Genomic DNA, 25210 nt, shown 5'->3' with positions numbered 1-25210 from the left:
GAATTGCCAGCTGATCAGTCTGCTTCACGGCCTCGATGTTACGCAAAGGTCCAGAAAAGGCCAGTAAGATTGATCTACATGGCTCGATTGTTCAATTTTCTACTCGACGTAATCATCACAGCACTCGCGCTCTGGGCCGTGACCTCACTCGTCCCAGGCATCGATCTTATAGGCCCTTCGACACCATTGACCGGCGATCCAGGCAACGATCGCATCCTCGCTTTCCTCGCTGTCGCCGCGATCTTCATCGTGGTCAACGCCGTCGTCAGCCCGATCCTTCGCGCGCTTGGCCTGCCCATCACGTGCCTGACCTTTGGCCTTTTCGTCCTTGTTATTAACGCCGTCGTGTTCGCCCTGACCGGCTGGCTCTCGAATCAATTCGGGCTTGGCCTCACCATCGATGGTTTCTGGCCGGCGCTCATCGGCGCCGCGGTGCTCGCCATTGCGCGCGGTGTGCTGGGCTTGTTAACGGGAGGATTGCGGCAGTAGATTTCGCTTTACGACGAGGCCCTAAACCTTTTGGCACTTGGTTCGCTCGCAGTTATTGCTTCCCTCACGCTAAGTGGTTGCTCGGCAGCAGACTCAATGTCCAACACCGAGGCGGCTTCCAGCGTTCAGGTCATCGGCTTGGCTACCCTTCGATCGGCAAGGTATTCGCCGAAGCAATGGAATCCGTCGATACTGGCCCCATCACTGCCTTGGAGGCCGTTGGCGCTTCCAAGCGACAGATCATTCAATATGCAATCCTGCCCCAAGCCCTCCCGATGCTAACTAGTTACACGCTGTTGCTTTTCGAGGGCAATGTGCGCGGAGCAACAATCCTTGGCCTCGTCGGAGCAGGCGGAATTGGACTCGAGCTCACAACGGCGATGAATCGCTACGAATACGGCCACCTTTTCGCCATGATCATCTGCATTGTTGTCCTGGTGACTATCATTGATCAATTCAGCGCAATAATCCGAAAGAAGATCCAATAAATGACCCCATCCCCTTTCTTACCTAGCTCGCTATCACCGCTAGCGAACCTCCGTGACCTCGGCGGATTCCAAGCAGCCACGGGTGTCACACGGTTCGGTGCCGCATGGCGCGCCGACGACCTGACGTTGATCGACTCTCAGTCGGCACGTTCGCTTATCGACGATGGGCTCACCACAATCATCGACTTGCGCTCTCAGAGGGAAGTTGATTTCACTGGTCGGGGAGTGCTGGAAAAATATGACGTCTCCTATCACCACCTGCCACTGCTTTCTGCGCTGGATTCCGATGAGCAGGATTTAGATCAGTCGCGATTCAAACAGATGTATATCAACATTTTCGAGTTATCGGCTCCGCAAATCGTTGCCGCGTTCTCTGTCTTCTCGAGCGCTCCCGGCGCGGTTGTTTTCCATTGCGCCGCTGGTCAAGACCGGACAGGTGTCCTTGCTGCCTCATTGTTTCTGACCGTGGGTGTGGGAAACTCCGACATTATTGCCGACTATAAACGCACCGGTGAAAATACCGCCGCTATTCGCGAGCGATTGCTGCCCGTGTGGTCCACCCTGCTTGCGGGGCGTGGAGTTGATATCGAGGCAGCAGCACGAGCCGCTCTGCGCAGCGACTTTTCTTCCGCACCGATGACAGGCCTGCTGGACTATCTAGGTTCCGCCTACTCAGATCCGCTGGTTCCCCTGAAGCGCGCCGGCCTCAGCGCGCAACTCATCGACCACGTGAAGGACAAACTAGTAGACCAATAGTTGACGTGTGCGCAACATAATTTTATTCATGGGGGTAAAATCACTGTTAATGCAATAAAACTGGAAAAGTGCAGGTGATGTGCAAAATATACCTTTTATATGTACAGGAAGGTGAGCTTAAGGCCTAAATCTAGTCCTCGCCACTTTCTCGATTCTTGGAGACTCACAACTCTTGAGTAGTATCTGGGACTAGTCGCTCATTTTAATTCAGCACGAGCGAACAAATTGGTCGAATACTTGGCCAGTTGTGAGAAAGGATTAGTTCGTCCCATGACGTCGACCGTGCCTGCTCAGCAGGACAACGAGCCTGATTCGGCGGACAAAGAGCAGGCCGAAGCACAAGGCCCAGGTCGACCGCGCGAGGAACGGATCGATGGGCTGGTAATTGATGCCACGCTCAAACTCATTGATGAAGGCAAGAAAGTCACGGTAAATGCCGTGGTCAAAGAGAGCGGTGTTTCGCGAGCCGCAGTCTATCGCCGGTGGTCTTCAATGACGGAACTTACGGCAGCAGCCTTGGACAAAGGTAGGCTGCCAGTGACAATTGATACGTCGGGCGATATCAAGACAGCGATAATCAAAATGCTCTACCCTAGCAATCCAATGAAAGAGTCCGTCGGGCCGACCTATCCTTTCCGTCGCTTCCGCAAGCGAATTGAACTGATGATGGGCGACCATGACCTGCAATTGGCCTATTGGAATTCCCATGTTGAGCCTCGCCGACGCTCCCCTTTGGAGGCCCTTCGCATCGCGCAAGAGCGTGGAGAAATTCGTGCCGATGTCGATCTAGATGCAGCTCTCGATACCATCTACGGCGCGGTTTACTATCAGGTGGTTGTCCGCGGAGAATCTTTCTATTCCGACGAAGTCCACTCCCGCATGATCACGGCCTTCGAATTGGTCTGGGCCGGGCTGGAGGGGTGCAAGGAAAATAAGCCCGAAGAAGAATAAAACCCTGACAGAAAACCCTGGACTTTTAAGTCCAGGGTTTCGTGCGTTACGCCCAAAAAATTTGGTGCGCCCGGAGGGATTCGAACCCCCAACCTTCTGATCCGTAGTCAGATGCTCTATCCGTTGAGCTACGGGCGCCTGGCGGAGATGACAGGATTTGAACCTGCGGACCACTTGCGTGATCAACTCCTTAGCAGGGAGCCCCAATCGGCCACTCTGGCACATCTCCAGGCCATAAAGCATCGTACCTAATGCAGTGGTTTGAAAACAAACCACCCGCACTAGACTGTCAAGCATGATTCGCCCCGACCTCTCCACCATCCCCGCTTATGTCCCCGGTAAGCGCAACGATGATGCATTGAAGCTTTCCTCCAACGAGGTGACTACCCCTCCGCTGAGCTCCGCCGTCGAGGCAATGTCCCAGGCAGCGGCCACCGCGAACCGCTACCCGGACATGGGTGCCCAGGAACTCAAGGAAGCACTCGCCGATCACCTCGGCGTGACCCCACAGCAGGTGGCGGTGGGCAACGGTTCGTCGGCACTGTGCCAGCAGCTCGTCCAGATCACCTCCACTGAGCACAACAACGTGATCTACCCATGGCGCAGCTTCGAGGCGTACCCCATCTTCGCCCAGGTTGTCGGCGCCGAGCCACGCCCCGTGGAGTTGCGGGAGGACGGCAAGCACGACCTTGATCGCATGGCTTCGCTTATCGACGATTCTACGTCCCTCATTTTCCTCTGCAATCCCAATAATCCTTCTGGGCAAATCATTACTCAGGCGGAGTTCGACGAGTTCATGGCAAAGGTCCCTGCCAACGTGGTTGTTGGCCTAGACGAAGCCTACTTTGAGTTCAATCGGGCCGAGGACACCGTCGTGGCAACCGAGGCAATCCAGCAGTACCCCAATGTGATTGGTCTGCGAACTTTCTCCAAGGCCTATGGCCTGGCAGGCGTGCGCGTGGGATATGCATTCGGCTCCGAGGAGCTGATTTCCGCGCTAGACAAGGTGGCCATTCCGTTCGGCGTTTCTTCTGTGGCTCAGGCTGGTGCGGTTGCCTCGCTACGCAGCGCCGACGAGCTGCTCGAACGCACCGATGAGACCGCGGCTATCCGTGACCGCGTTGCAGAACACATCGGCGCGCAACGTTCGCAAGCAAACTTCGTGTGGCTGCCGGGCGTGGATGCGCAAGCGATCACTGCGCAGCTCGGCGAGCAGGGCGTGCTCACCCGCGCTTTTCCCGAAGGCCTGCGCGTTTCCATCACCACTGAGGAGGAAATGAATCAATTCCTCGCTGCGTGGGATGCGATTAAGGCCTAGCCTCCCGCAAAGGGCGGGAGCACATCAACGCGCCTCGCATCACCAACCGGTTCATCTCGCTCAGCACGGCGCCCATCAAGCAAAAAGGTGCAGCGATCGAGCACATCTGCCAGGTCCATCGCACCTTCAGCGGGATTTTCATGCTGCGCTTTCGCTGCATCCAACACATCGTTGAGCGTGGCAAAATTTCCGCTGAGCTTTTCCGCGGAAGTTCCAGCGGCGGCGCGGGCCGCAGCAAAATAGTGGATCTCCATTTTGTCCTCCTGAAGCACAAGATAACTGAAAGATTTCCCGGGTAATATCTAGAAGTTATTATGGCACGCACACCAGAGCACCACGCACAGGCAGTTCAGTCCCTCCTAGGCAAGCGAGGCACTACCGCCCTCGGGTTGGTTGAGGCCGCCCAAGCGCAGGCAATTACCGCGGAAGATGTGATTGCTCAGCACCCTTCACCGCGCTTCGATAATTCGCAGATGGACGGCTACGCCCTGTCCATCAACCATATCAATGGCACCCCCGGTCAGTTCCGCGTTGGACCCACCATTGCCACAGGTAGTGATCCCGATCAGCTGTATCCGCAGGGCGTGAATGCTGCGATCGCCCCGATCATGACAGGGGCGAAAATTCCCCGCGGAACCGCCGCGATCGTCCCCGTGGAAAAGTGCGTCCCGCCGACCTTTGGTGCCGAGGGCGCCTTCGTTGAAGTCCCAGCCGTGCCCACCGGGCAGTTTATTCGCAGACAGGGTTCCGATATCCCTGCGGGCGCCGTGGTTGTTCCTGCAGGTACCAAGGTGACGGCGCCGGTCGTCGCAACGCTTGCGGCTCAATCAATCGCTGAGGTGCAGGTCCTGCGTCCGGGCCGCATTGTCATTGTCACTGGTGGCGCCGAGATTGGTGCACCAGGCGCGGCCACCATCCCTGATTCCAACGCGCCGATGCTTGAGGCGCTGGCGCAGCAGTACGGCATCGAGGTGGCAGGTCATGTCTCAACTAACGACGACCCCGCGACCCTGCGCGCCGACCTCAAACGCGCAATAGCCGAGTTCGCCCCCGATGCGTTGATTACCTCCGGCGGGATCAGTGCCGGGAAATTCGAGGTTGTGCGACAAATCCTCGAGCCCACGGGCTGGTTTGGGCATGTGGATCAACAACCGGGCGGGCCGCAAGGCCTGGCCACACTGGCTGGTACCCCGGTCATCGCACTTCCCGGCAATCCCGTATCTACCTGGGTGAGTTTCCGCCTGTATGTGGCCCCTTTCCTGGGCACGGCCCCGCAGCCATTCGAGGCTGTACTCACCGAGGACACCACAGGTATTCCAGGCCGTGAGCAATTCAGGCGCGGCCACCTTAATCATGCGGACGGCAATGTTATCGCCACTCCCGTTGGCGGAGCGGGGTCGCACCTCATTTCTCAGGCTGTCACCGCCGACTGCCTGATCCGTATCCCCGAATCCACAACCGTGTCAGCGGGTAGCCTGGTGAAGGTCTACCCCCTTTAAGAAATTGGAGCGTTGCATGCGAACCGGACTTGTTATCGTCGCCTCCACGCGCGCTGCCGCGGGCGTGTACCAGGATCGCTCCGGCGTAGTTGCCGTGGAATTCCTGCGCGAGCAGGGCTTTGACACCCCGGATGCGATCGTAGTAGCCGATGCAGATATCCAGACCACCATCGACGAGATTTTCGCCGGAGATGACCTGCCCAACGTGCTGCTTACTTCAGGTGGCACCGGCCTGACCTCGGACGATCGCACCGTCGAGGCAGTCTCTGCCCACATCGAGCGAGAGATTCCCGGCATCGTCCACGCTTTTTGGAATGAAGGCTTAAAGAAGGTGCCCACCGCAATCATCTCGCGCGCGGTTGCCGGGGTGGCGGGCCACACCTTCATTATGACGTTGCCCGGTTCCCGCGGCGGTGTCAAAGATGGCTGCACGGTGCTCGCCCCTGTGCTGCACCACATTATTGACATGATAGAAGGCAACAATGTCCACTAAAGATCCGGACTACGTCCAGGAACAAACCGGCCAAGTCATTAGCGCATTCATGACGCAAGACCGCCTCGAGGAACTTCTCCCCGCCGCCCGCGAGGCCACAATGACGCGCGCGATGGGGGCCCTGGTCAGCTTCGAAGGCATCGTGCGCGACCATGACGGCGGCCATCGCGTAGCCACACTCACTTACTCCAGCCACCCCACCGCTGATGCGGAGATCGCGCGGATTGCGCAGGAAATCGTCGTCAAGCATCCTTTCGTGCGCGTCTGGACAGCCCATCGCACCGGCCCCATCCCCATCGGCGAGGTCGCCTTCATCGTGCTTGCGGCCGCAGCCCACCGCGGGGACGCCTTCGTTGCGGCCTCTGAGCTCGCGGACCGCGTCAAGGCCGAGGTGCCCATCTGGAAGGAACAGGAATTGGTTTCGGGCGACACGCAGTGGGTGGGTCTCGAGTGATGGATGCAGCACGCTATCGCCGCCAAATCACCCTGACCGGCACCGATGCCCAGGAGGCGCTGCTGAATGCACACGTCACGGTGATCGGCGCAGGGGGCCTCGGCTCGCCCGCATTGCTGTATCTTGCGGGTGCCGGTGTGGGACGCATTTCGCTTATCGACGACGACGTGGTCGACCTCTCCAACTTGCATCGCCAGGTCATTCATACAACCGAGCGGATCGGTTCCTCGAAGGTAGCCTCGGCTGCTGTGGCGGTGCGGGCGCTGAATCCAGATGTGGAAGTGATCCAGTACGAACAGCGTCTGACGTGGTCTAATGCTCTGGAATTGTTGGAAGGTGCCGATGTCATCCTGGACGGCGCCGACAACTTTGATACCCGCCATATCGCCTCGCATGCGGCGGCGCGGTTGGGGATTCCGCACGTGTGGGGTTCCATTTTGGGCTATGAATCCCAGCTTTCCGTGTTCTGGGCGGGCCACGGCCCGGTCTACGAGGACCTGTTTCCCACCCCGCCCGCGCCAGGTGTGGTGCCTTCGTGTGCGCAGGCCGGCGTGCTCGGCCCGGTGGTGGGTGTGACTGGTTCCGCCATGGCCATGGAGGCGCTGAAGCTGATCATCGGGGTGGGCGAACCCCTTGTGGGCACCCTGGGTTACTACGATTCGCTGACCGGAAAGTGGGAGTACATTCCGCTTGCGGGCGACCCTGAGGTGACCGAGCGGGTGCTTAATTCAGCGCCTCCCCGGCAGGTTTCCGACGTGCCCGTCGTGGACGAAGTTGCGCAGATTCCCGCAGGTGCAGTGGTTATTGACGTGCGCGAACCCGAGGAGTTCTCAGTTTTCCATATCCCCGGCGCGGTGAATGTGCCCCTGGGGGAAATCCTGGGTGGGTTCGTGCCCGATCAGGTCCGCGGCGGGGATCAGACTGTGGTTTTCCAGTGCACCGCAGGTGTGCGCTCGGCGAAGGCGGTGGATGCGCTGCAGAAACAGGGCATCACCGGCATTGTTTCGCTGCGCGGTGGGATTGATGCGTGGCAGGGCTAGCTGCAGCGGCGGTTTTTAGCCCAAGCATTCGAGGTTTAATATCGACCAATGTGGGTAAAATGCCTGAAAATCAGCCGTTTTCGAACGATTGGTCGATAGTAAGTTAGGTAAACTAGGCACCCCACCCACACACTCCCACAACATCATGTTCGCCAGGCGCACAGCTTTACCCGGGGTTTCTTTGGGCATCTCCCTAGTTTCGCAGGATAAATAAAACACGTTGAATGTGCTTACTGTCACAAATAGAAAAATTTGTTAAGGAGCGCATCATGTCCACCACCCAAACCCAAGCGCGAGGCAACACATGGGCCTCGCCAAAACACAAGAGAACCGTCTATATGATCCTGGCCATCGTCGGCATCTCAATCTTGTTCGACGGATATGACCTAGTTATCTACGGCGCAGTGTTGGGCACTCTGCTGGAAGATCCAACGCACATCGGCCAGCTCAGCCCAGCGGTGGCCGGCACCCTCGGTTCCTATGCCATGATCGGCGTGATGATCGGTGCACTTTCGGCAGGTGCTGTGGGTGACCGAGTCGGTCGTCGTAAAGTGATGATCACCGCAATCGTCTGGTTCTCCCTGGGCATGCTGGCAACCTCCCTTGCCACCTCGATCTTTATGTTCGGCTTCCTGCGCTTCCTCACCGGCCTGGGTGTGGGCATGATCGTGGCCACCGGCGGTGCCATCATCGCTGAGTTCGCGCCGGCCAACCGCAAGAACTTCTTCAACGCAATCGTGTACTCCGGTGTCCCAGCTGGTGGCGTGATGGCTTCCCTGTTCGCCATCGCCTTCGAGGACGCAATCGGCTGGCGCGGACTGTTCATGATCGGCGCTTCCCCACTGCTCTTCCTGCTGCCACTGGCGTACTTCGCTCTGCCGGAATCCCCGCGCTGGCTGATGACGCGTGGGCGTCGCGACGAGGCCGAGTCCACCTGTGACCGCTTCGGCCTGCCAAAGGACCAATTCATGGCTGAGCCAGTGGCTGCAGCTGCTGTCAAGCGCGCAACCTCCGGTGACTCGCAGAAGAAGTCCGACCTGGAAAAGACCGGCTTTGCAGGCATTTTCTCCCGCTCCTACCTGCCAGGCACCATCCTGATTGGCGTGATGAGCTTCATCGGCTTGCTCTCCACCTACGGCCTGAACACCTGGCTGCCGAAGATCATGCAGGCAAACGGTGCTTCCTCCCACGACTCCCTCTACTCCCTGTTGGCGCTCAACGGTGGCGCTGTGGTCGGCGGCCTGATCGCTTCGAAGTTCGCTGACCGGATCGGCGCAAAGACCGTGATCACCTCGACGTTCTTGCTGGCTGCGATCTCGCTGGCGATCCTGCCACAGTTCAACTCGGTGGCACCGATGTATCTCCCAATCGCACTCGCCGGCATCGGCGTGCTGGGTACCCAGGTGCTCACCTACGGCCTGACCGCCAACTACTACGGCACCTCCGCTCGTGCGGCTGGCGTGGCGTGGACCGCAGGCTTCGGTCGCCTCGGCGGCATCTTCGGCCCACTGATCGGCGGCCTCATCATCGGCGCTGGCCTCGGCCCAACCTACGCCTTCTACATCTTCGCAGCTGCAGCTCTTGTCGGTGCCGTGTGCACCGCCCTGATCCCGCGCTCCCCTGCAGCAACGACGATCATCGAATCCTCCGAGGCGCAAACCTCGGCCCTGCGTAAGCAGCCTGAAGCAGTAACTGGCTAGTAACTGGCTAGTAACAAGCTCAGAAAAAGGCCCATGACCTCCTATTATGTTATTTTGGAGGCCATGGGTTTTACTATTTGCGGCACCGGCGTGGACGGTCAGGGGCGCTGCGCCCACTACCACTCGGCGCGAGATGTGATTGCTAATCGTTGTGCCACCTGCAATCAGTGGTGGGCTTGTTTTAAATGTCACCGTGACATTGCAGATCACCCATTCGGTCGCATGCCCACCCGAGATGTAGCGGCCGCACTGTGCGGGGCATGCGGACACGAAATGGATTACGCAGAGTATTCCCATGCATCAGCGTGTCGCTCGTGCGGGCACCCCTTTAACTCAAACTGCTCCCAGCACGCACCTTTATACTTCGAGCTTTAAGCTACTCAAATAGTTGCCAGCCAACATATTGCCCTTCCGAAACTCCTGGTGGCACCAAGAACACCGCAGACCCTGTGGTTTTCAGATACTCAGTGAACAGATCATCGCGCGCCATGTTTTGGTGCACGCGGGCAAAACGCTCGGGAGCATTGACAAACGCGATGAAGAACAGTCCCGCGTTGAGGCGGCCCTGGACATCGTTGCCATCAACGAAGTTGTAGCCGCGTCGCAGCATCGCGATGTCGCCGTTGGCAGAGGGGTGAACCCGGGCGAGGTGGGAACGCTCGTCGATAAGCGGCTCACCTGTGGGACTAAGGGCTACGAAATCCGGTGCGGCGAACTCGTCGCCACCGGACAGCGGCGCGCCTTCGGCTTTGTTCCTGCCCACCACGCGCTCTTGTTCCTCGAGGCGTACGCCGTCCCAGACTTCGATGGTCATGCGGATGCGGCGCGCGATGAGGTAGGTGCCGCCGGCAAGAGCAGGTATCGACGATTGCTCTGGAATCCAAACGTGCTCGTCGAGTTTTGGTTGCTCTTCCGCCTTGAGATTATTCGTGCCATCCTTCAACCCGAACAGGTTGCGTGGGGTTGTTTGCTCCACGGAGGTCGACGAGCTGCGGCCAAAGCCCAGCTGCGACCACTTCAAGGTCGCACGTCCCATGGCAATCCGGGTGAGATTGCGGATCGCGTGCACCGCCACCTGCGGATCTTGGGCACACGCCTGGATGCAGAGATCGCCGTCTGAGCGGCCTGGTTCCATAAAGTCGTTGACCATGGTGGGCAGCGCCGTGAACTCCGTTGGCTTCTTCGCAGCAATGCCGAAGCGGTCATTTCCAGTGGCGTCTTGGAAGAGGGTCGGACCGAAGCCGAAGGTAATGGTCAAACCGCACGGGCCGAACCCTTGGGCCTCGCCGGTATCGTCTGGTGGCAGGTAGGGCCCTAAATCGAAGGATCCCCCGTCGGTCACGTCGAGGCCTTGGGTCATGCGCGAAGCCGCGAAGGTCCAATCTTGCAGCAGCTCGATGAGATCTGCGCGGGTAGTGCTTTCGTCCACGTTGAATGCCGCCGTGTGCATTTGGTCTTGCTGTGGGGTGACAATTCCGGCTTGGTGGGACCCGAAGAAGTCGTAGACTAGGTCGCGACCTGCAGAGGATTCTGGGGTCGCTGCGAACGCGCTCGATGCCGCATGTGTCAGATAACCTGCTGCTACACCACCGCCACCGAGCCCGACCAAGGCGAGGAAACCGCGTCGAGAGAGACCTTGTCCGGCATTTAGTTCAGCATTTAGTTCACCGTTGGTGCTCACTTTGATGCCCCCTCCGAGAGCACAGTATTGGTCAATTTCGAGGTCGGTTCGCGCACGCCGTCAAGACTGGACATCAGTTCGCGACGCTGATCTGTAGTGAGCTTGTCGTAGGTGACAAAACCATCCTGCAGATTCCCATACTTGCTCAAAAGGGCCTGGGTGGCATCGAATTGCGCGCTGATCTGCTGCACCAGCTTCTTGCCCTCGTCGCCCTTTGATTCCGCGATCGGGGCAACCAGTTCAAACGCCTTGCGACTACCTTCCAAGTTGGCCTGGATATCCCACAGATCGTGGTGGCTCCACCAGTTCTCTTCGCCGGTGGCCTTCTTCACGGATACCTCTTCAAGCAGCGTGGATGCACCATTGGAGATGCTTGCCAAGGAGACCTGGTGGGTCGTCGCAAAGCTTGGATCGTTGACCACCTCATGCAACTGGGCAACGTCGTCGATGAGTGCCTGCCCGACCTCCTGGCGCTGCTGCGGGGTCGACGGCTCCCAGCCTTCCCAGGCATTCGTCCCGTCGGGCTGCAACTGATCGCGGGTAGGCACCCACAGGTCCTTCTCCATGCGGTGGAAACCCAGCCACTGGGTAAAAGTTGGGCTGTCTTGCTGGAGCAATGCTGCTTCGGCGTGGTAGTTGATCTCGCGGTAATCAATGCGCGCATCCAGAACTCCGAGCGCCTCCGCAACTGGCTCGATGCGCTCGTAATGTACGCGCACCTGAGCATATAGAGTGCGGGCGGTCTCATCGTCGCCGTTCATATACGCGGTGGCGAAATCCTTCACCATGGGCTGCAGCGCATCAACTTCGCCCTTGACATAGTCAATGTACTGCGCCGCGACCTGCTGCGATTGCGAATCATTCACGCTGGCCGCCTGGTCTGCAGAAGCCACGACGGTAAATGCCACTTCGCCGACATTCGCGCCGGTCATGCCAGGCCGACATGCCGTAAAGTAGCTACCTTCCTGCAACGATGCGGTCAAAGTTGCGGTCTGGCTCGGCGCAATATTTTCACGCTCAGCGACGATGCGCACCCCATCGGAACCAAGCACGTAGAACTCGGTGACACGCGGGCCATCGTTGGTGATCTGGAAAGTGATGTTTCCTGCGTCCGCCGAAGCGCTGGAAACCGTGCACTCCGAATCGGTGGAGTTCACCGTGATGTCATTCACTGCGCCCGCACCATCGGTAGGGGCATTTGCCACGCAGCCGGTCAGCGCGAGAGCTCCGAACACAGGAATAGAGAGGAAAATGCGGGAAGTTTTCATGCTTGGAGCTCCTTCACTGGAGTGATCGATGGGGCATTGAGGATTCTGCGTTGCTCGCGCGCCTTCGCAATGAAAAGCGCGAAGGCCACCACGATGAAGATGAACCAGATGGTCACTTCGAGCCACGTCATGCGCGGCGTCCACCCGACGGTGCCTTTCGCCAGGGCCGCGAAGAAGCCATCGGGAGCAATTGACGACGAGAGATCCCACGCCCAACCGAAGGGGTACGCCGCCATCGAGAACGGTGAGTTAGTAAAGCCGACGAGGACTTCACCCGTTAACGGATTGGTCGGCGTGATGGGAGAACCCGAAAATGGTCCGGGTAGGACTGCAGCTTCTTGCAGGTCGTGGATACCGTAGGCCAAAATTCCCGCGGCAAGAATTATGAGCAGCCCGCCGGTCCAGCGGAAGAAGGTGGACAGGTTGATGCGCACCATGCCCCGGTTCAGCAGCAATCCAAGAACCGCGGCAACCAAGATACCGAGCAGCGCCCCAATGAATGCCTGCGCCGCCGAGGACCAACTCAAAATGATGACCGTGGTTTCTAGCCCTTCGCGGGCCACGGTGACAAAAGACAGCCAGAAGATGCCCCAGCCCGCTGCGGTCACCGTGGTCTTGGCAATGGATTCGTCCACCGATTTCTCCAGGTCACGCTGCAGTGTGTGCCCGTGGGACATCATCCAAAACACCATGCCGGTGATCATGACAACCGCCAAGATGGACATCGAGCCGCCGAGAATCTCCTGCGCCCGGAAGGACAACGAGTAGCGACCAAAGGTGAGGATTACTCCCGCGATCAGCGAAACCACCACTGCCAGGCCAACGCCCCACCAGATCTTCGGTGCCGCGTAACTTCGCCCTGTGCGCCGCAAGTGCGCGAGCAAGATGCCGATAACCAGCGACATCTCCAGGCCTTCGCGCAGGCCAATAATAAATGTTGCGACCAACAACAGCTGTTCTCCTTTAAAACGGTATTTCCGCCAAATATCGTTTAAGAAGTTAGCATAGGCTTACCTAAGTAAGGTTATGCTAAATATCACTCATTTCCACCCTTTTCAACGAGGCACTCAAGGTGGTATGGGTCACATTTCCCGCAGGGGTGACTGACTCATTCCCGGGCTATTTTCCTTGGCCGTGCCCCACTAGGTGCACTTTGCACTTCTTTGTTCACAGCGACCTGGGGTTTTGATTTTCGCCGTGCGTTAGGTCCGCACCACCCGGACCTAACGCACGGCGAAAATCAAAACCCCAGGTCATTTAAAAGTGATATCTTGCAAAGTGCACCTCTTTGAAGATTCAAATAAAAAAGTCTCGAGACTTCACCCCGCGGAGACGGCGCAGTACCGTCCGCCCCTTTCCCCTATCTTTCTCTCAACGAGGTTTCTTTTTATCCTCTGGAGTCCAGACATGACAAAACCCCCGCCCAAACATGAACAGGGGTTTTAGTGTTTGCGGAGACGGCGGGATTTGAACCCGCGGAGGTTTAACCCTCGCTGGTTTTCAAGACCAGTGCATTCGGCCGCTCTGCCACGTCTCCAATCACCAGATAGCTCAATTGGAACTCTCCAGAGACTGGAGAAAAGTATAGCCTATGCCCCTCAAAGATCATCTAACCTGGGTCCATGAAAGCAATTATCCAAACAGACCCAGACAACCCTCGCGCGCTTGAACTGCAAGAAACGGAGACTCCGCAGCTTCAACCAGGAGAGGTACTGGTAAAGGTCGCAGCCGCAGGTGTCAACCACGCCGATCTTGTCCAAGCCAAGGGCAACTACCCTGCCCCACAAGGCGCATCCGAAATCATCGGCCTGGAGTGCGCCGGAACCATCGTCGACACAGGTGACACCGGCCGCACCGTCGGTGAAGAGGTAGGCTGCCTGCTCGCCGGGGGTGGCTACGCCGAGTATGTCGCGGTTCCCGAGTGCCAGCTCATGCGGGTGCCAGCAGGATTCACGCTCACCGATACCGCCTCAATTGTCGAAGTCGCCACCACCGTCTGGTCTAACCTCGGCATGCTCGCCGACCTTAAAAAAGGACAGCGAGTTCTCATCCACGGCGGCGGAGGCGGAATCGGCTCCTTTGCTATCCAAATGTGCAAGGCACTCGGCGCCGAAGTTGCCGTTACGGCAGGATCCCAGGAAAAACTCGATCACTGTAAGGCGCTCGGCGCGGACATTCTCATTAACTACAAGGAAGAGTCGTTCGTCGATAAGCTAAAAGGCTCATGCAACGCCATCCTGGACATTATCGGCGGACCGTACCTCGAAGACAACGTGCGGTGTCTTGCCATGGACGGCAAGCTAATTGTGATCGCGGTGCAGGGCGGGGCGAAGGGTACGCTGCCGCTAGGTCGGATGATGCCGCGCAGGCAGTCGGTACACGCCACGACGCTGCGCGCGCGACCGCTGGATCAGAAGGCGGAAATTTGCGCCTCGACGGTGGAGAATGTCTGGCCGTTGATTGAAAGCGGAAAGATCGTGACGACGATCGACCGTACGCTTCCCCTCGCCGACGCTGCAAAGGCGCACGAGCTGTTGGAAACAGGCGCGGTGACCGGAAAGCTCGTGCTTGAGGTGTAGCGCCGGCGATACCTACCCTCCCACCGACACCCACCCCTGGGAGTCGAGCCGCTCGAATGCATCGAGCAAAATATCTAGTGCGAACTCGAATTCCGCATCGGCGTCACATCCCGCCCCGGTGTGTGGCGCATCGGTGGCCATGCGGATAATCGCCGGATATTCGCGCTGGTAGTCAGCCATGGCCGTGGCGTACTGCTCAGGGTCCTTGGGCATCTGCGGTGTCGGCAAAACATCGCGATTGAATCCCCACATGCGCGTGGACAGTGCGTGCATTGCGTGGTGAACAAGGTCCGCGGAAAGCCCGCCCTCGAACATGAGGGCCATGAGCTCGTCCATAAAGTGCAGTACAGAATGACCTGCGCTTGTCCTGGTCTCTATGGCATCCGGAGCCCACGGATGGGCGTTCATGACCTCGCGCGCAGCCAGAATCTTGGAGCGTACCGCCACCTTCCAGCCTTTGCCGTGCTGGGGCGCGGGAATGCTTGCCACGAGATGTTCGACCATGCCGTCGATCATTTCTTCTCTGTTCGCCACATGGTTGTACAGCGCCATCGGTGTCACACCGAGGGCTTCTGCAAGTTTGCGCATGCTCAACTCGTCGAGACCTTGCGTGTCCGCAAAATCGATCGCCGCTTCAATAACCGCCTCGCGACTCAGCCGCTTTTTCGCCGCACCTGTTGACATATATACACCGTACACATACTCTCAAATTAGAAAAAGTATACGGCGTATATAAAGGGGCCGGCACGATGAACACCACAACTAGGACCTATTCCATTGCCACCGGGGTGCTCTACCTCATCACCCACGTCACCTCTGTCGTGGCAGTTCTCGCATATTCTCGCGCCTACACAATCCGCCTTGGGGTCGCTCTTGAATTTCTTCTTGCCCTGGGCTGCTTAGGCACCGGCGTCTTGCTGTGGCATATGTTGCGCTCCTTCGGCCCAGTGCGCGCGGCAACTTTCGCAGCGTTGCGCGCCCTCGAGGCCGCGGTCATTATCGCCGCGACGCTACCCATGCTCACGATCGCACTGACTGATAGCTTCGGCACGTCGCTTGGAGCCACACTGACAGAAGTGCATACCGCGGGCTTCCTCATGGGCCAGGGCATGATCATCAGCGTCAACACGATCATCCTCGGTTGGCTGCTTCTCAGCGCCAAAGTTGTACCGAGTGCTCTCGCCTGGCTCGGCGTTGCTGGCGGCATCATTGTTCTGGTTGGCAATTGCCTGCAGCTCTTCGGCACCATTGAGATGGGTGGCACCATCGCTGGTTTGGCCGCCGTTCCCATCTTCGCCTTCGAGATCTGGTTTGCGTTCTACCTCTTATTTAAGGGCCTGAAAATCGGGCAAGAATTCTAAGCCAAGGAGGCGACAACACGCGTCAGGTGCTCGATATCGCTTTCCGTGTTGAAGGGGCCCAGCGCCACTGTGACGGCCCCGCCAATTTCTTCCACACCCATCTCAGTGAGCAATGGCGATGGCTGGCTCACCGTAGTGATCAGCCCATTGTCCACGAGGCGCCGGTATACCGTTTCCGCAGGTACGCCACGCACACCGAAGGAAAGCCTCGGAAGGCGATCCACCGACGTGCCCTGCGCGGCCTCGCCGGAGGCACCAACAATATGCACGGCCGGCAGGGCGCCAAGGTAGCCATAAAGATCCTCGCGCAGGCCGTCCATATAGATGCCCAGCTCGGTCATCGAATGCACAACCCGCTTACGCCGGCTCATGCGCTCCTGCGCGGGAACCAAGTTAGATAGGTGCTCAACCAGGGGCGATACACCGCCGGCCAGGCCCGGCGCGACATCCATATTCAGCTTGTCAATGCCCGTGGCTGCGCTCCCTTGGGCGGGATGAAGGGAATCAAGGCGCCGAAACATTGCCTCGTCGCGGAAAACTAGTGCAGCCAGCTGCGGCCCACCAAGCGCTCCGATATCAAGCGCGATGATGTCGCTGCCCATCTCCTCAATATCAATTACGCGGTGCGCCGCGTATGCGGTTGCATCGACAAGCACCCACGCACGCGACTTACCGCGGGCCCGCTCAGCAATACCTTGCACGTCAACCACATTGCCCAGGCCAGCATGGGCTGCCGGCACGCTAACAAGGCGGGTCCCGCCGTCCACCAGGTCGCCGTATTGCCACGCGGGTAGATCACCGGTGGCAAGATCCGTCTGCGCCCAACGAATATCTGCGCTCAAGCCCTTGAAGGCGATGGTCAGCGCAGGATCGTCCAACGAGCTCACAACTATCGACGATCGGTGCCTAAACATCGGACGCATCGCCCGGGCCAGGGCAGCATAAAGCACTGGCAGGCTCGGCCCCAGAACAACCCGACTTGCCGAAGAACCCACAAGATCGGCAACGGCATGGCGCGCATCGGCTGCAAAAGCATCGCCTTCGGGGCGCCCGACGCTGCTGCGCGAATGAGTGCCTGTTGTTACTTCGGGGCGCACTGCTTGGGTTGCCATTCGGAATGATCGAGCAACGGCAGCAGAAACCCGCTCAGGGATCTGCGGACAGTCATGTGCGTTCAGGTACGTCCAGCCATCCGAGAGCGAGGTATACAACCCACGAACTTCAAAGACGTCGTACGCCATTGTCTGCCCCTTTCCTGCGGACTTTCATCAGCGTTTTCTTCCACCAGCGGTACAACCAACTATTCAACCACGATAACTACTTGCGTGTTAACCCTGCGCCCAGCACAAGGTTCCACAGTTCACTGTATAAAACTTCCACTATAGCCAGCCCTATTTGGGCACCCAAACACTATTTAACGGAACACCCTAGCAATTCCTAAACAATTCCCAGACTCCTCACCAGCACCATCTAAAACAGTAGATCAATACCACCCCACTAGTTGTGCTCATCCTTCAAACATGCACAATCCTTGCCGTCATGGGCTCGATCTGCATTAGGAATTGGCGCATGGCCGACTAGGGTGGATTGCGTGCTGGATAAAAACCAACTACGTGCCGATGTTGCGCGGATGACTTCAGATGCGCACGAGGAAACACCAAAGTCGCAATCGAAGACTTTCCGTGCTGCATTTGGTGACCTCATTCGCGGTTTCGGTCAATACGAACTATGGCTCCAACTCGGCTGGCAAGACATCAAGCAGCGCTATAAGCGCTCAACACTTGGCCCACTGTGGATCACCATCGCCACCGGCGTGATGGCTCTTGCACTTGGCCTTTTGTACTCATTGCTCTTCCAGATCGAATGGCGCCAGTTCCTCCCACACGTCACCGTGGGCTTCATCATCTGGGGTTTCATCTCAGGGTGTATTAAAGAGGGCTCGACAGTTTTCATTGAGAACGAAGGCCTGATCAAACAGCTCCCCAGTGCGCTGAGCGTGCACGTCTATCGCCTCGTCTGGCGCCAAGTGCTCTTCTTAGCGCACAACATGATCATCTGGGTACTCATGGTGATCATCCTGGATATCCCGCTGACCTGGGAAGTTCTCTTATTTGTCCCGGCGCTGCTCCTACTGATCATCAACGGCGTGTGGGTAGCTATGTTCTTCGGCATCATCTCCACGCGTTTCCGCGATGTTGCACCTCTTCTCGAAGCACTGGTGCAGCTACTGTTCTACGTCACCCCGATCGTGTGGACCACCAGTACCCTCGAGGACCGCGGTGGCGAAGTTGCAGCTCAAGCAAAGATCGTCGAGATCAACCCACTGTTCCACTACCTCGAAATCGCTCGCGCTCCGCTGCTCGGCCAGCACGTTGATGCCTACCACTGGTGGATTGTCATCGGCTGTACGGTCATTGGTGTCCTGCTGACAGCAGTTGTCATGCGCCAGTGGCGCTACCGCGTCGCGTATTGGGTTTAATCAGGAATCAAGTAAAAGGACAACACCATGGTTTCTATTGATACCTACAACGCCTGCGTCGACTTCCCTGTTTTTGATGCAAAGTCACGCTCGCTGAAGAACGCAGTACTCTCCACAGCTGGTGGCGCAATCGGCAAGAACGAGTCCAACACGGTTGTCGTCGAGGCGCTCAAAAACATTAACTTGCACCTGCGCGAAGGCGATCGAGTCGGCCTCGTCGGCCACAACGGCGCAGGTAAGTCGACCTTGCTGCGGCTACTCTCAGGCATCTACGAGCCCACCCGCGGCGTCGCCGATGTGCGTGGCCGCGTCGCCCCAGTCTTCGACCTCGGCGTGGGCATGGACCCGGAGATTTCCGGCTACGAAAACATCATCATCCGCGGCCTCTTCCTGGGCCAATCACGTCGCCAGATGCGCAAGAAGATGGATGAAATCGCAGAGTTCTCCGAGCTCGGCGACTACCTCTCCATGCCGCTGCGCACCTACTCCACCGGCATGCGCGTGCGCCTCGCACTCGGCGTTGTCACCTCTATCGAGCCAGAGATTTTGCTTCTCGACGAGGGCATCGGCGCCGTCGACTCGGCATTCATGGCCAAGGCGCGCGTCCGGCTTGCCGAAATGGTGGAGCGCTCCGGCATCCTAGTTTTTGCCTCGCACTCCAACGACTTCCTCGCGCAGCTGTGCACCACCGGATTGTGGATTGATCACGGTGAGATCCGTCAAGCAGGACTTGTCGACGAGGTCGTGGAAGCCTACGAAGGCAAAGATGCCGCAGATAACGTGCGCAGCCTGATGAAGCGCTTCCACGAAGCAGACTCCCGCGAAGCAGACTCCCGCGCAGAAGAAGCACGCGAAGAATAGCGAAGCCTCCCGCCACAATCCGCTCGCGGGTGGCACAATAAACGCTATGTCTGAAACTCCCCCAATTGATCCATCCGGCTCGACCGCTGCGGTGATTGTCACCCACAAGCGCGTCGAGCTGCTTCGTAATTCCCTGGAGCAAGTGGTCAATCAGACCCACCCCGTGCAGTGGGTCATTGTTGTTGATAATGGCTGCGAGGATGCGGTGCGGCAGCTCGTCGTAAAGCTAGCGGGCGAACGCGCGGTCTACCTGCCGTCGCGCACCAACCTGGGTGGTGCCGGCGGCTTTGCGTATGGGTTCTTGCATGCTTTGGCGCTGGGTGCCGATGCGATTTGGTGCGCTGACGACGATGGTCGTCCGGCGGATCACGGCGTGTTGGAGGAGTTGTATCGCGTGGCTGGCCGCGAGGGTCTGCATGAGGTCTCGCCGGTGGTAGCCAATATCGAGGACCCGGAGAAGCTGGCGTTCCCGCTGCGCCAGGGCGTGGTGTGGCACAGGCGTCGCGACGAGTTGGAGGGCGACTTCCTCCCCGGCATCGCCTCGCTGTTTAATGGTGCCCTGATTTCTGCGGCTGCGATGGAGCGCATTGGTGTGCCTGATTATCGCCTGTTTATCCGCGGCGACGAGGTGGAGTACCACCGTCGTTTGAAGCAGTCCGGGCTGAAGTTCGGTACGGCGCTGACCACGGCATATGTGCACCCAGACGGCTCTAGTGAGTTCCACCCGATCATGGGAGGCCGTGCGCACGCGCAATTCCCGGATAATGAAACGAAGCGTTTCTTTACCTATCGCAACCGTGGCTACGTAATTAGTCAGCGCGGGATGAAGCATATGAAACTGCAGGAAGTGGTGCGCTTCGGTTGGTTCTTCCTGCTCCAGCGCAAGAACCCGAAGGAATTCCGCGAATGGTTGTCCCTGCTGCGACGCGGCGCACGCGAGGATTTCCGCAGGCCTTAGCGCTTCTTGTACTGGCCCGGCGAGCGCGACTGGCCGGGCGGGCGGAAAATAACCGAGCGCTGCACAAAGAAGTTGATAGTGGTGGTGATGCCTTGGGCGATCACGTAGGAAATCAGCAACACAGGTGTCTCGGTGAGCACCGTTGATTCGTGGAGCCAGGTAAATACTCGCTGATAGATCTCAACATTGGCAAGCCAGCTGACAAAGTACAACACCGCCACCGCGATGAAGCGGCGCAGGGAAAAGGGCGCCCGGAAGGTATATTTCCGGTTCAGCAACGTAGCTACCGTTGTACCGACGATATAGCCCACTGATCGCGCCCAGCCTTGGCCCAGCACGCCCAACCCGACTTGTAAGAGCCAGGTCAGCGAGACATCTAGGCCCGCGGAGATTAACCCCGTGATGCCGAAGCGCGTCGCTTGAGCGTGCAGCGCATCGGACTTGTGTAAATTGGCTGCCCGAAGCGCTGCCCACGCAGTTGAGATCGGATCAGCCATAATTTCCTACGCTAGTCTTTTTTGAAGATCAGGACACGCTGGAGCACGAAGTTCGTGATGGTTGCCACGCCCTGGGCAATCACAAACGAAATCGCGTCCTTAGTGGTGCCGTCGAAGCCCAAAGCAAGCAGCGGGGCGTTTGTCACCCAGTACATGAACTGCTGAATCAGGAATGTCGAGGCATAAAGCGTAAACACCGCAAGAGCCTTCTTCGCCGTTACCTCGGACTTGAAGGTGAACCGAGAGTTGAGCAGATAGGCCGCCAGCGTGCCGAAGACCCAACCGATTGCTTTTGCAATCTGGCGGTTCCACCCCACAACGAAGGTAAAAAACCAGGTCAGCGAGAAGTCAATGAGGGCAGTAAAAATACCAACGGTAGTAAAACGCACCAGCTGGACAAGCGCGTTGTTGTCGTCGAAACGTTGGTGCTGCTCTTGAGTCTCCTGATTTTCAGGCTCTTCAGCGGGCGTTGAATCTTGAGGCATAGTAGGCACGCCGGACAATCCTACTCCCCTCTACTGCCCTGGGCGCCGAAGCAACTCGCGGTAGAGCTCAAGGCGATCAACCGGAGCAAGCGTCGGCTCCCGATAACCGCCCACTCGCTGCAGTTCATTCAGCGATGTCGCGCACATCCCTTTAATCTCTTGTGCGCTATACGACGAGCCCTGCTCATCCACCCAACCGAGAGCCTCCATAGTCTCTTCGACCACTTGGTCGGTCAAGTCCTCGGAAGCAAGACAGGCCAGGCCAAGCACCGTTGCCCAGAAAGCATCGATTCCTTGGCGCGAGATTTCACGAGGCAGGCCCTGCAGGGTGTGCGCCACCTCGTCGTCGAGGCGCACGCTGCGCCCTAAGTCCATGGCGTGAAGCAAAGGGACGAAGTCGAAGATCCCGGAACGCTGAATGATCTCAACCACCTCGGGCCGAGTTTTTGCCAGCACCTCTCGCGCCACGCCGTCGTCGGTAAGCTGCTTGTTGATGTGGGAGAGATCAAACGGCTCGCCGCCGAAATCGCCGACCCCACCGACGCACAATGCGCGCGGCGTGCCCTCGTCGCGGAGCCATTTGTCGCCCAGGACCACGCTGAATGTCCACAGCCCCCAGTGGTAATACAGGCCGTCGCCTTCGTGGGTGAGAAATTCCGCAACGCCGTGGTGCGGGTCCAGCCAGCGATTTCCGCTGCCTTCCACGGTAAAGCCTCTGGGTGCCGATTCCTGGCCAAGGTTAAAGGCCACCGACACTATTTCACCAAGCTGGCCGAGCTGGAGGTTTTCGTTGATTCCGATATGGCGGATCACTTCTTCCCCGGCGACGTTTGTAGCCACGCTAATCAGGAGCGTGTTGCCAAACATGGAGTCTTGGACAGTGCTCCCGCCTTGCTTGTTTTCGAGCATGTTTCGGGAAGCGCGAGCCGCCGCGAGGTCAATGACCTTGCGCCCGTCGAACTCATCTGAAACATTTCCTGCCATAAATTCAAGCGTAGCGATTTTGTTTTCGGCAGGTCGCGCTCAAAGCTTGCTAAGAATGCGCTCAACGCTCGGGCGTGGGCAATGCTCGCAGCTCATCTCCATCGCGTTGACGCCGACGCGTTTCAAACACCCGCCACGCTTCCACCAGTTCAGTTGCCTTAATCGCGTTCGCCCACGCGGTCTCGGCAACCGGCTCACCGGTAAATTGCGGTTGCTCGCGAAGTTCCTTCGCCGCGCTCACACCGGTCTTCTCCATTTCCTGAGCAATGCCCTCAATACTGGAAAAGGGGCCCGCCCCGTCCAGCGTGAGCACGTCGTCGACATGCTCACCGACGGGAATAACCACCGCGCCGGTCACCAAATTCGCCACGTCCGCCGCATCGTCGGTGATCCACGCCCCGCACAAGGGCTCGAACCCAGGGGTCGTTTCCACTCGCCAGATCACGGTGCGAGCATCGTGCTTATCGACGATCGCCAGCACCGGGTGCTTCACCTCACTCATTTGCGGGCCTGAAGTTCCATCTGGGCAAACGCCAGAGCCGCAGCGATGCCGCCGATCACGGTATGAGGCTTGTTCACTCCGCGCTTGCGCAACCCCTGCGCCAGGGCACCCACACACTTCTGACCTGCAATAAGAGTTAGCGCGCCCACGGCGATCAGCCCAAGCAGCACTGCCCAGGTCTTCGCAGGAGATGCGACCTCTTCAGGCCCTGAGCCGTTGTCACGGTCCAACACCGCGGTCAGGTCGTTGCGGGGGTCTTCGTCGAAGGCGTTGAACGCCGCAGTGGTGACGAGGTTTGCTACGGCGACCACCGCAATCGTCGCTACGCGACGAGCCCCTGGCGCGACGTAATCGGGCACTGACAACGCTGCGAAGACGAATCCTGCCTGGATGGCGCGCCCGCCGGTGGTGTTGTCTAGGGCGTTGTAATCAATATCGTCGATTTCTAATTGATCTTGAGCCGAAGTCTGCTTCCGTGTCATAGCTCCCCATGGTATCTGGGAGAGGCCGCGTTTTGGGCTAGGTTATCTCGGTTATCTCGCGCATGCTCCACTAGCCTGGAAAACATGAGAAAGCACTACCAAGGCGACGACCCAAACGCGACTCACGTGGCAGCTCAGCTGGTGGATGTTCCTTTAAGCGACTTCATGGTTCGCTTGATTGCCCAGGAGCTGCCCCTACTTGATTCGCATTCGCGCAGCTACGTGTACCGGATTCTGGCGGACTATAAGGCGAAGGGTTTGCCTACGATTACCTCGCAGGAGGAACTGCCGCAGGAAATCAAGGACATCATGGATCTGTAATGGGTTTCTGACACAGGTCTTATAGATACGACCTATTTCACATAAATCTCTACACCTTAGCGGGGATCACGTCTGTAGGCTTGAGTTCGGAATTACCTACTCCATCCCCTACAACCATCGAGTAGCAAGAATGGAAAAGATGGAACTGCACACTACTGAAAAATCACTTTATGGCTGGGGCCGCACGGCTCCGACCACAGCTCACGTCCTTTCGGCGACGAGCCCTGAGACGGTCATCAATGCTGTCAAGGTTGTTGCTGAGCAGAATGAATCGCTGCCAAAGCACGCCCGGCGCGGCATCATCGCCCGTGGCATGGGTCGCTCCTATGGTGACCCGGCGCAAAACGGCGGTGGCCTTGTCGTGGACATGCAGCCACTGAATGAGATCCATTCCATTGACCCTGACTCCGCGATCGTGGACGTTGACGGCGGTGTGACCCTGGATCAGCTGATGCGCGCCGCAATCCCTTATGGCCTGTGGGTCCCTGTTTTGCCTGGTACCCGCCAGGTCACCATCGGTGGCGCAATCGGGCCAGACATTCACGGCAAGAACCACCACTCCGATGGCTCCTTCGGCGACCACGTTGTGTCCATGGAGCTCTTGGTGGCAGACGGACGTGTGCTGCACCTGGAGCCAGAAGGCTCCACCGATGATCCATCGGGTGACCTGTTCTGGGCAACAGTGGGTGGCATGGGCCTGACCGGCATCATCTTGCGCGCAAAGATCAAGATGACGAAGACAGAAACCGCGTACTTCATCTCCGATACCGTGCGCACCACCAACCTCGACGAGACTATTGCTGAGCACTCCAGTGGTGCCGAGGAAAACTACTCCTACTCGTCTGCATGGTTTGACGCGATCAACCCACCACCAAAGACAGGCCGCTCCACTATCTCCCGTGGTTCGCTGGCTACCTTGGAACAGCTCGAGGAGTTCGCTCCGAAGCTGGCGAAGGACCCGCTGAAGTTCTCGGCTCCTCAGTTGATGACAGTGCCGGATATCTTCCCATCCTGGACCATGAACAAGCTGACCCTGAATACCATTGGTGAGCTCTACTACGCAATGGGCAAGGATTCCAAGAACGACGTGAAGAACCTCACGCAGTTCTACCAGCCACTGGACATGATCTCTGAGTGGAACCGTGCCTACGGCGATGCTGGCTTCCTGCAGTACCAGTTCGTTGTACCAACCGATGCAGTCGAGCCGTTCAAGCAGATCATTTACGACATTCAGAAGTCCGGCCACTACTCCGCGCTCAACGTGTTCAAGCTGTTCGGCGAGGGCAACCGCGCGCCGCTGTCCTACCCAATGAAGGGCTGGAACGTCTGCGTGGACTTCCCTATCCGCGATGGCCTCAATGAGTTCCTCGACCGTATTGATAAGCAGGTTATGGAGTTCGGTGGCCGCCTCTACCTGGCAAAGGAATCCCGCACCTCTGCGGAGAACTTCCACAAGATGTACCCAGGCCTTGAGGGCTGGCTGAAGACTCGCAACGCGATCGACCCCGAGGGCCTGTTCGCCTCCGACATGTCCCGCCGTCTGGAACTCCACTAGAAAGGACCG

At 58.3% G+C, this 25210-nt stretch carries 29 protein-coding genes and 3 tRNA genes; 18 read left to right on the top strand and 14 right to left on the bottom strand.

Annotated elements, in window-relative coordinates; translation table 11 throughout:
• The first annotated feature begins 78 nt into the window (after window positions 1-78).
• From ACXZ66_RS01510 to ACXZ66_RS01495, 4 genes are all read left to right on the top strand, one after another.
• Entirely contained in the window at window positions 79-489 is a 411-nt protein-coding gene (locus ACXZ66_RS01510; protein WP_458749995.1) for a phage holin family protein, read from the top strand.
• Window positions 490-566: 77 nt separating this feature from the next.
• Window positions 567-977: a PhnE/PtxC family ABC transporter permease gene (locus ACXZ66_RS01505; protein ID WP_458749994.1), complete on the top strand. Its 411-nt coding sequence runs from the start codon at window positions 567-569 to the stop codon at window positions 975-977.
• On the top strand, window positions 978-1733 hold the full coding sequence (locus ACXZ66_RS01500; RefSeq protein WP_458749993.1) for a tyrosine-protein phosphatase: 756 nt from the start codon (window positions 978-980) through the stop codon (window positions 1731-1733).
• Between the two features lie 270 nt (window positions 1734-2003).
• Entirely contained in the window at window positions 2004-2684 is a 681-nt protein-coding gene (locus ACXZ66_RS01495) for a TetR/AcrR family transcriptional regulator (RefSeq protein WP_458749992.1), read from the top strand.
• A gap of 62 nt (window positions 2685-2746) precedes the next feature.
• On the opposite strand, the gene ACXZ66_RS01490 is transcribed toward ACXZ66_RS01495, so the two are convergent.
• Together ACXZ66_RS01490 and ACXZ66_RS01485 are read right to left on the bottom strand one after the other, a co-directional pair.
• Window positions 2747-2822, bottom strand: a tRNA-Arg gene (locus ACXZ66_RS01490).
• Between the two features lies 1 nt (window position 2823).
• A tRNA-Ser gene (locus ACXZ66_RS01485) sits at window positions 2824-2913 on the bottom strand.
• A gap of 66 nt (window positions 2914-2979) precedes the next feature.
• On the opposite strand from ACXZ66_RS01485, the gene hisC reads away from it, so the two are divergent.
• Entirely contained in the window at window positions 2980-4002 is a 1023-nt protein-coding gene (gene hisC, locus ACXZ66_RS01480) for a histidinol-phosphate transaminase (protein WP_458749991.1), read from the top strand.
• Here the strand turns inward: hisC and ACXZ66_RS01475 are convergent.
• Window positions 3999-4256: a MoaD/ThiS family protein gene (locus ACXZ66_RS01475; RefSeq protein ID WP_458749990.1), complete on the bottom strand. Its 258-nt coding sequence runs from the start codon at window positions 4254-4256 to the stop codon at window positions 3999-4001. The genes hisC and ACXZ66_RS01475 overlap by 4 nt on opposite strands.
• 60 nt (window positions 4257-4316) lie before the next feature.
• Here ACXZ66_RS01475 and ACXZ66_RS01470 point away from each other — a divergent pair, with 60 nt between their 5' ends.
• The 6 genes from ACXZ66_RS01470 to ACXZ66_RS01445 all read left to right on the top strand — a co-directional run bounded on the left by ACXZ66_RS01470 (window position 4317) and on the right by ACXZ66_RS01445 (window position 9563).
• Window positions 4317-5501, top strand: a complete 1185-nt coding sequence (locus tag ACXZ66_RS01470; RefSeq protein ID WP_458749989.1) for a molybdopterin molybdotransferase MoeA — start codon at window positions 4317-4319, stop codon at window positions 5499-5501.
• A 16-nt stretch (window positions 5502-5517) separates the two neighbouring features.
• On the top strand, window positions 5518-5994 hold the full coding sequence (locus ACXZ66_RS01465) for a MogA/MoaB family molybdenum cofactor biosynthesis protein (RefSeq protein ID WP_458749988.1): 477 nt from the start codon (window positions 5518-5520) through the stop codon (window positions 5992-5994).
• On the top strand, window positions 5984-6448 hold the full coding sequence (locus ACXZ66_RS01460; protein ID WP_458749986.1) for a molybdopterin synthase catalytic subunit: 465 nt from the start codon (window positions 5984-5986) through the stop codon (window positions 6446-6448). Before ACXZ66_RS01465 ends, ACXZ66_RS01460 begins: the two co-directional genes overlap by 11 nt.
• Window positions 6448-7488 (top strand): ThiF family adenylyltransferase, encoded by a 1041-nt coding sequence (locus ACXZ66_RS01455; protein ID WP_458751431.1) that lies wholly within the window; start codon window positions 6448-6450, stop codon window positions 7486-7488. The genes ACXZ66_RS01460 and ACXZ66_RS01455 overlap by 1 nt, the downstream gene beginning before the upstream one ends.
• Before the next feature lie 269 nt (window positions 7489-7757).
• Window positions 7758-9188, top strand: a complete 1431-nt coding sequence (locus tag ACXZ66_RS01450; RefSeq protein ID WP_458749984.1) for an MFS transporter — start codon at window positions 7758-7760, stop codon at window positions 9186-9188.
• A 33-nt stretch (window positions 9189-9221) separates the two neighbouring features.
• Window positions 9222-9563 (top strand): CHY zinc finger protein, encoded by a 342-nt coding sequence (locus ACXZ66_RS01445; RefSeq protein WP_458749983.1) that lies wholly within the window; start codon window positions 9222-9224, stop codon window positions 9561-9563.
• Window position 9564: 1 nt separating this feature from the next.
• Here the strand turns inward: ACXZ66_RS01445 and ACXZ66_RS01440 are convergent, their stop codons facing one another.
• The 4 genes from ACXZ66_RS01440 to ACXZ66_RS01425 all read right to left on the bottom strand — a co-directional run bounded on the left by ACXZ66_RS01440 (window position 9565) and on the right by ACXZ66_RS01425 (window position 13674).
• Window positions 9565-10875, bottom strand: a complete 1311-nt coding sequence (locus ACXZ66_RS01440) for a Dyp-type peroxidase (protein ID WP_458751429.1) — start codon at window positions 10873-10875, stop codon at window positions 9565-9567.
• Complete coding sequence (gene efeO / locus ACXZ66_RS01435) at window positions 10866-12137, bottom strand: iron uptake system protein EfeO (protein WP_458749982.1); 1272 nt, start codon at window positions 12135-12137, stop codon at window positions 10866-10868. Before efeO ends, ACXZ66_RS01440 begins: the two co-directional genes overlap by 10 nt.
• Window positions 12134-13084: an iron uptake transporter permease EfeU gene (gene efeU, locus ACXZ66_RS01430; protein ID WP_458749980.1), complete on the bottom strand. Its 951-nt coding sequence runs from the start codon at window positions 13082-13084 to the stop codon at window positions 12134-12136. The genes efeO and efeU overlap by 4 nt, the downstream gene beginning before the upstream one ends.
• A gap of 505 nt (window positions 13085-13589) precedes the next feature.
• Window positions 13590-13674: transfer RNA gene (locus ACXZ66_RS01425), tRNA-Ser, on the bottom strand.
• Window positions 13675-13759: 85 nt separating this feature from the next.
• On the opposite strand from ACXZ66_RS01425, the gene ACXZ66_RS01420 reads away from it, so the two are divergent.
• Entirely contained in the window at window positions 13760-14716 is a 957-nt protein-coding gene (locus ACXZ66_RS01420; RefSeq protein ID WP_458749978.1) for an NAD(P)H-quinone oxidoreductase, read from the top strand.
• 12 nt (window positions 14717-14728) lie between these two features.
• On the opposite strand, the gene ACXZ66_RS01415 is transcribed toward ACXZ66_RS01420, so the two are convergent.
• A complete protein-coding gene (locus ACXZ66_RS01415) occupies window positions 14729-15400 on the bottom strand; it encodes a TetR/AcrR family transcriptional regulator (RefSeq protein WP_458749976.1) in 672 nt (223 codons plus the stop codon).
• Window positions 15401-15465: 65 nt separating this feature from the next.
• On the opposite strand from ACXZ66_RS01415, the gene ACXZ66_RS01410 reads away from it, so the two are divergent.
• Window positions 15466-16077, top strand: coding sequence for a DUF4386 domain-containing protein (locus ACXZ66_RS01410; RefSeq protein WP_458749974.1), 612 nt, complete (start codon window positions 15466-15468; stop codon window positions 16075-16077).
• Here ACXZ66_RS01410 and ACXZ66_RS01405 read toward each other — a convergent pair.
• The gene (locus ACXZ66_RS01405; RefSeq protein WP_458749972.1) at window positions 16074-17318 is read right to left on the bottom strand and encodes an aminotransferase class V-fold PLP-dependent enzyme; all 1245 of its coding nucleotides are present in this window, start codon (window positions 17316-17318) and stop codon (window positions 16074-16076) included. The two genes, ACXZ66_RS01410 and ACXZ66_RS01405, sit on opposite strands and share 4 nt — an antisense overlap.
• Before the next feature lie 350 nt (window positions 17319-17668).
• On the opposite strand from ACXZ66_RS01405, the gene wzm reads away from it, so the two are divergent.
• The 3 genes from wzm to glfT1 are packed head-to-tail and all read left to right on the top strand — an operon-like array spanning window position 17669 to window position 20375.
• Entirely contained in the window at window positions 17669-18556 is an 888-nt protein-coding gene (gene wzm / locus ACXZ66_RS01400) for a galactan export ABC transporter permease subunit Wzm/RfbD (RefSeq protein ID WP_458749970.1), read from the top strand.
• 27 nt (window positions 18557-18583) lie between these two features.
• A complete protein-coding gene (gene wzt / locus ACXZ66_RS01395; RefSeq protein WP_458749968.1) occupies window positions 18584-19417 on the top strand; it encodes a galactan export ABC transporter ATP-binding subunit Wzt/RfbE in 834 nt (277 codons plus the stop codon).
• 46 nt (window positions 19418-19463) lie between these two features.
• Window positions 19464-20375: a galactofuranosyltransferase GlfT1 gene (gene glfT1 / locus ACXZ66_RS01390; protein ID WP_458749966.1), complete on the top strand. Its 912-nt coding sequence runs from the start codon at window positions 19464-19466 to the stop codon at window positions 20373-20375.
• Here the strand turns inward: glfT1 and ACXZ66_RS01385 are convergent.
• The 5 genes from ACXZ66_RS01385 to ACXZ66_RS01365 form a co-directional block, all read right to left on the bottom strand.
• Window positions 20372-20872 carry a GtrA family protein gene (locus ACXZ66_RS01385; RefSeq protein ID WP_458749964.1) on the bottom strand — a complete coding sequence of 167 codons (501 nt, stop codon included), beginning with the start codon at window positions 20870-20872 and terminating at the stop codon, window positions 20372-20374. The genes glfT1 and ACXZ66_RS01385 overlap by 4 nt on opposite strands.
• Window positions 20873-20883: 11 nt before the next feature.
• The gene (locus ACXZ66_RS01380; protein WP_458751427.1) at window positions 20884-21357 is read right to left on the bottom strand and encodes a GtrA family protein; all 474 of its coding nucleotides are present in this window, start codon (window positions 21355-21357) and stop codon (window positions 20884-20886) included.
• A 30-nt stretch (window positions 21358-21387) separates the two neighbouring features.
• Window positions 21388-22341, bottom strand: a complete 954-nt coding sequence (locus tag ACXZ66_RS01375; RefSeq protein WP_458749962.1) for a hypothetical protein — start codon at window positions 22339-22341, stop codon at window positions 21388-21390.
• Between the two features lie 61 nt (window positions 22342-22402).
• Window positions 22403-22843, bottom strand: a complete 441-nt coding sequence (locus tag ACXZ66_RS01370) for a hypothetical protein (protein WP_458749961.1) — start codon at window positions 22841-22843, stop codon at window positions 22403-22405.
• Complete coding sequence (locus ACXZ66_RS01365; RefSeq protein ID WP_458749959.1) at window positions 22840-23325, bottom strand: hypothetical protein; 486 nt, start codon at window positions 23323-23325, stop codon at window positions 22840-22842. Before ACXZ66_RS01365 ends, ACXZ66_RS01370 begins: the two co-directional genes overlap by 4 nt.
• 84 nt (window positions 23326-23409) lie before the next feature.
• On the opposite strand from ACXZ66_RS01365, the gene ACXZ66_RS01360 reads away from it, so the two are divergent.
• Both ACXZ66_RS01360 and ACXZ66_RS01355 read left to right on the top strand, forming a co-directional pair.
• Complete coding sequence (locus tag ACXZ66_RS01360; protein WP_458749957.1) at window positions 23410-23646, top strand: hypothetical protein; 237 nt, start codon at window positions 23410-23412, stop codon at window positions 23644-23646.
• A gap of 139 nt (window positions 23647-23785) precedes the next feature.
• On the top strand, window positions 23786-25201 hold the full coding sequence (locus ACXZ66_RS01355; protein ID WP_458749955.1) for an FAD-binding oxidoreductase: 1416 nt from the start codon (window positions 23786-23788) through the stop codon (window positions 25199-25201).
• Window positions 25202-25210: the final 9 nt, after the last annotated feature.

The organism is Corynebacterium sp. S7, from assembly GCF_054401105.1.
The sequence above is the reverse complement of the archived record's forward strand: the minus strand, read 5'-3'. Positions and strand labels throughout refer to the sequence as shown.

What these genes read in the sequence shown, in the direction of transcription:
- ACXZ66_RS01510 (WP_458749995.1), top strand. Translation starts at nt 79, where the DNA reads ATGGCTCGATTGTTCAATTTTCTACTCGACGTAATCATCACAGCACTC.
- ACXZ66_RS01500 (WP_458749993.1), top strand. Translation starts at nt 978, where the DNA reads ATGACCCCATCCCCTTTCTTACCTAGCTCGCTATCACCGCTAGCGAAC.
- ACXZ66_RS01495 (WP_458749992.1), top strand. Translation starts at nt 2,004, where the DNA reads ATGACGTCGACCGTGCCTGCTCAGCAGGACAACGAGCCTGATTCGGCG.
- hisC (WP_458749991.1), top strand. Translation starts at nt 2,980, where the DNA reads ATGATTCGCCCCGACCTCTCCACCATCCCCGCTTATGTCCCCGGTAAG.
- ACXZ66_RS01475 (WP_458749990.1), bottom strand. Translation starts at nt 4,256, where the DNA reads ATGGAGATCCACTATTTTGCTGCGGCCCGCGCCGCCGCTGGAACTTCC.
- ACXZ66_RS01470 (WP_458749989.1), top strand. Translation starts at nt 4,317, where the DNA reads ATGGCACGCACACCAGAGCACCACGCACAGGCAGTTCAGTCCCTCCTA.
- ACXZ66_RS01465 (WP_458749988.1), top strand. Translation starts at nt 5,518, where the DNA reads ATGCGAACCGGACTTGTTATCGTCGCCTCCACGCGCGCTGCCGCGGGC.
- ACXZ66_RS01460 (WP_458749986.1), top strand. Translation starts at nt 5,984, where the DNA reads ATGTCCACTAAAGATCCGGACTACGTCCAGGAACAAACCGGCCAAGTC.
- ACXZ66_RS01455 (WP_458751431.1), top strand. Translation starts at nt 6,448, where the DNA reads ATGGATGCAGCACGCTATCGCCGCCAAATCACCCTGACCGGCACCGAT.
- ACXZ66_RS01450 (WP_458749984.1), top strand. Translation starts at nt 7,758, where the DNA reads ATGTCCACCACCCAAACCCAAGCGCGAGGCAACACATGGGCCTCGCCA.
- ACXZ66_RS01445 (WP_458749983.1), top strand. Translation starts at nt 9,222, where the DNA reads ATGACCTCCTATTATGTTATTTTGGAGGCCATGGGTTTTACTATTTGC.
- efeO (WP_458749982.1), bottom strand. Translation starts at nt 12,137, where the DNA reads ATGAAAACTTCCCGCATTTTCCTCTCTATTCCTGTGTTCGGAGCTCTC.
- ACXZ66_RS01420 (WP_458749978.1), top strand. Translation starts at nt 13,760, where the DNA reads ATGAAAGCAATTATCCAAACAGACCCAGACAACCCTCGCGCGCTTGAA.
- ACXZ66_RS01415 (WP_458749976.1), bottom strand. Translation starts at nt 15,400, where the DNA reads ATGTCAACAGGTGCGGCGAAAAAGCGGCTGAGTCGCGAGGCGGTTATT.
- ACXZ66_RS01410 (WP_458749974.1), top strand. Translation starts at nt 15,466, where the DNA reads ATGAACACCACAACTAGGACCTATTCCATTGCCACCGGGGTGCTCTAC.
- ACXZ66_RS01405 (WP_458749972.1), bottom strand. Translation starts at nt 17,318, where the DNA reads ATGGCGTACGACGTCTTTGAAGTTCGTGGGTTGTATACCTCGCTCTCG.
- wzt (WP_458749968.1), top strand. Translation starts at nt 18,584, where the DNA reads ATGGTTTCTATTGATACCTACAACGCCTGCGTCGACTTCCCTGTTTTT.
- glfT1 (WP_458749966.1), top strand. Translation starts at nt 19,464, where the DNA reads ATGTCTGAAACTCCCCCAATTGATCCATCCGGCTCGACCGCTGCGGTG.
- ACXZ66_RS01385 (WP_458749964.1), bottom strand. Translation starts at nt 20,872, where the DNA reads ATGGCTGATCCGATCTCAACTGCGTGGGCAGCGCTTCGGGCAGCCAAT.
- ACXZ66_RS01380 (WP_458751427.1), bottom strand. Translation starts at nt 21,357, where the DNA reads ATGCCTCAAGATTCAACGCCCGCTGAAGAGCCTGAAAATCAGGAGACT.
- ACXZ66_RS01375 (WP_458749962.1), bottom strand. Translation starts at nt 22,341, where the DNA reads ATGGCAGGAAATGTTTCAGATGAGTTCGACGGGCGCAAGGTCATTGAC.
- ACXZ66_RS01370 (WP_458749961.1), bottom strand. Translation starts at nt 22,843, where the DNA reads ATGAGTGAGGTGAAGCACCCGGTGCTGGCGATCGTCGATAAGCACGAT.
- ACXZ66_RS01365 (WP_458749959.1), bottom strand. Translation starts at nt 23,325, where the DNA reads ATGACACGGAAGCAGACTTCGGCTCAAGATCAATTAGAAATCGACGAT.
- ACXZ66_RS01360 (WP_458749957.1), top strand. Translation starts at nt 23,410, where the DNA reads ATGAGAAAGCACTACCAAGGCGACGACCCAAACGCGACTCACGTGGCA.
- ACXZ66_RS01355 (WP_458749955.1), top strand. Translation starts at nt 23,786, where the DNA reads ATGGAACTGCACACTACTGAAAAATCACTTTATGGCTGGGGCCGCACG.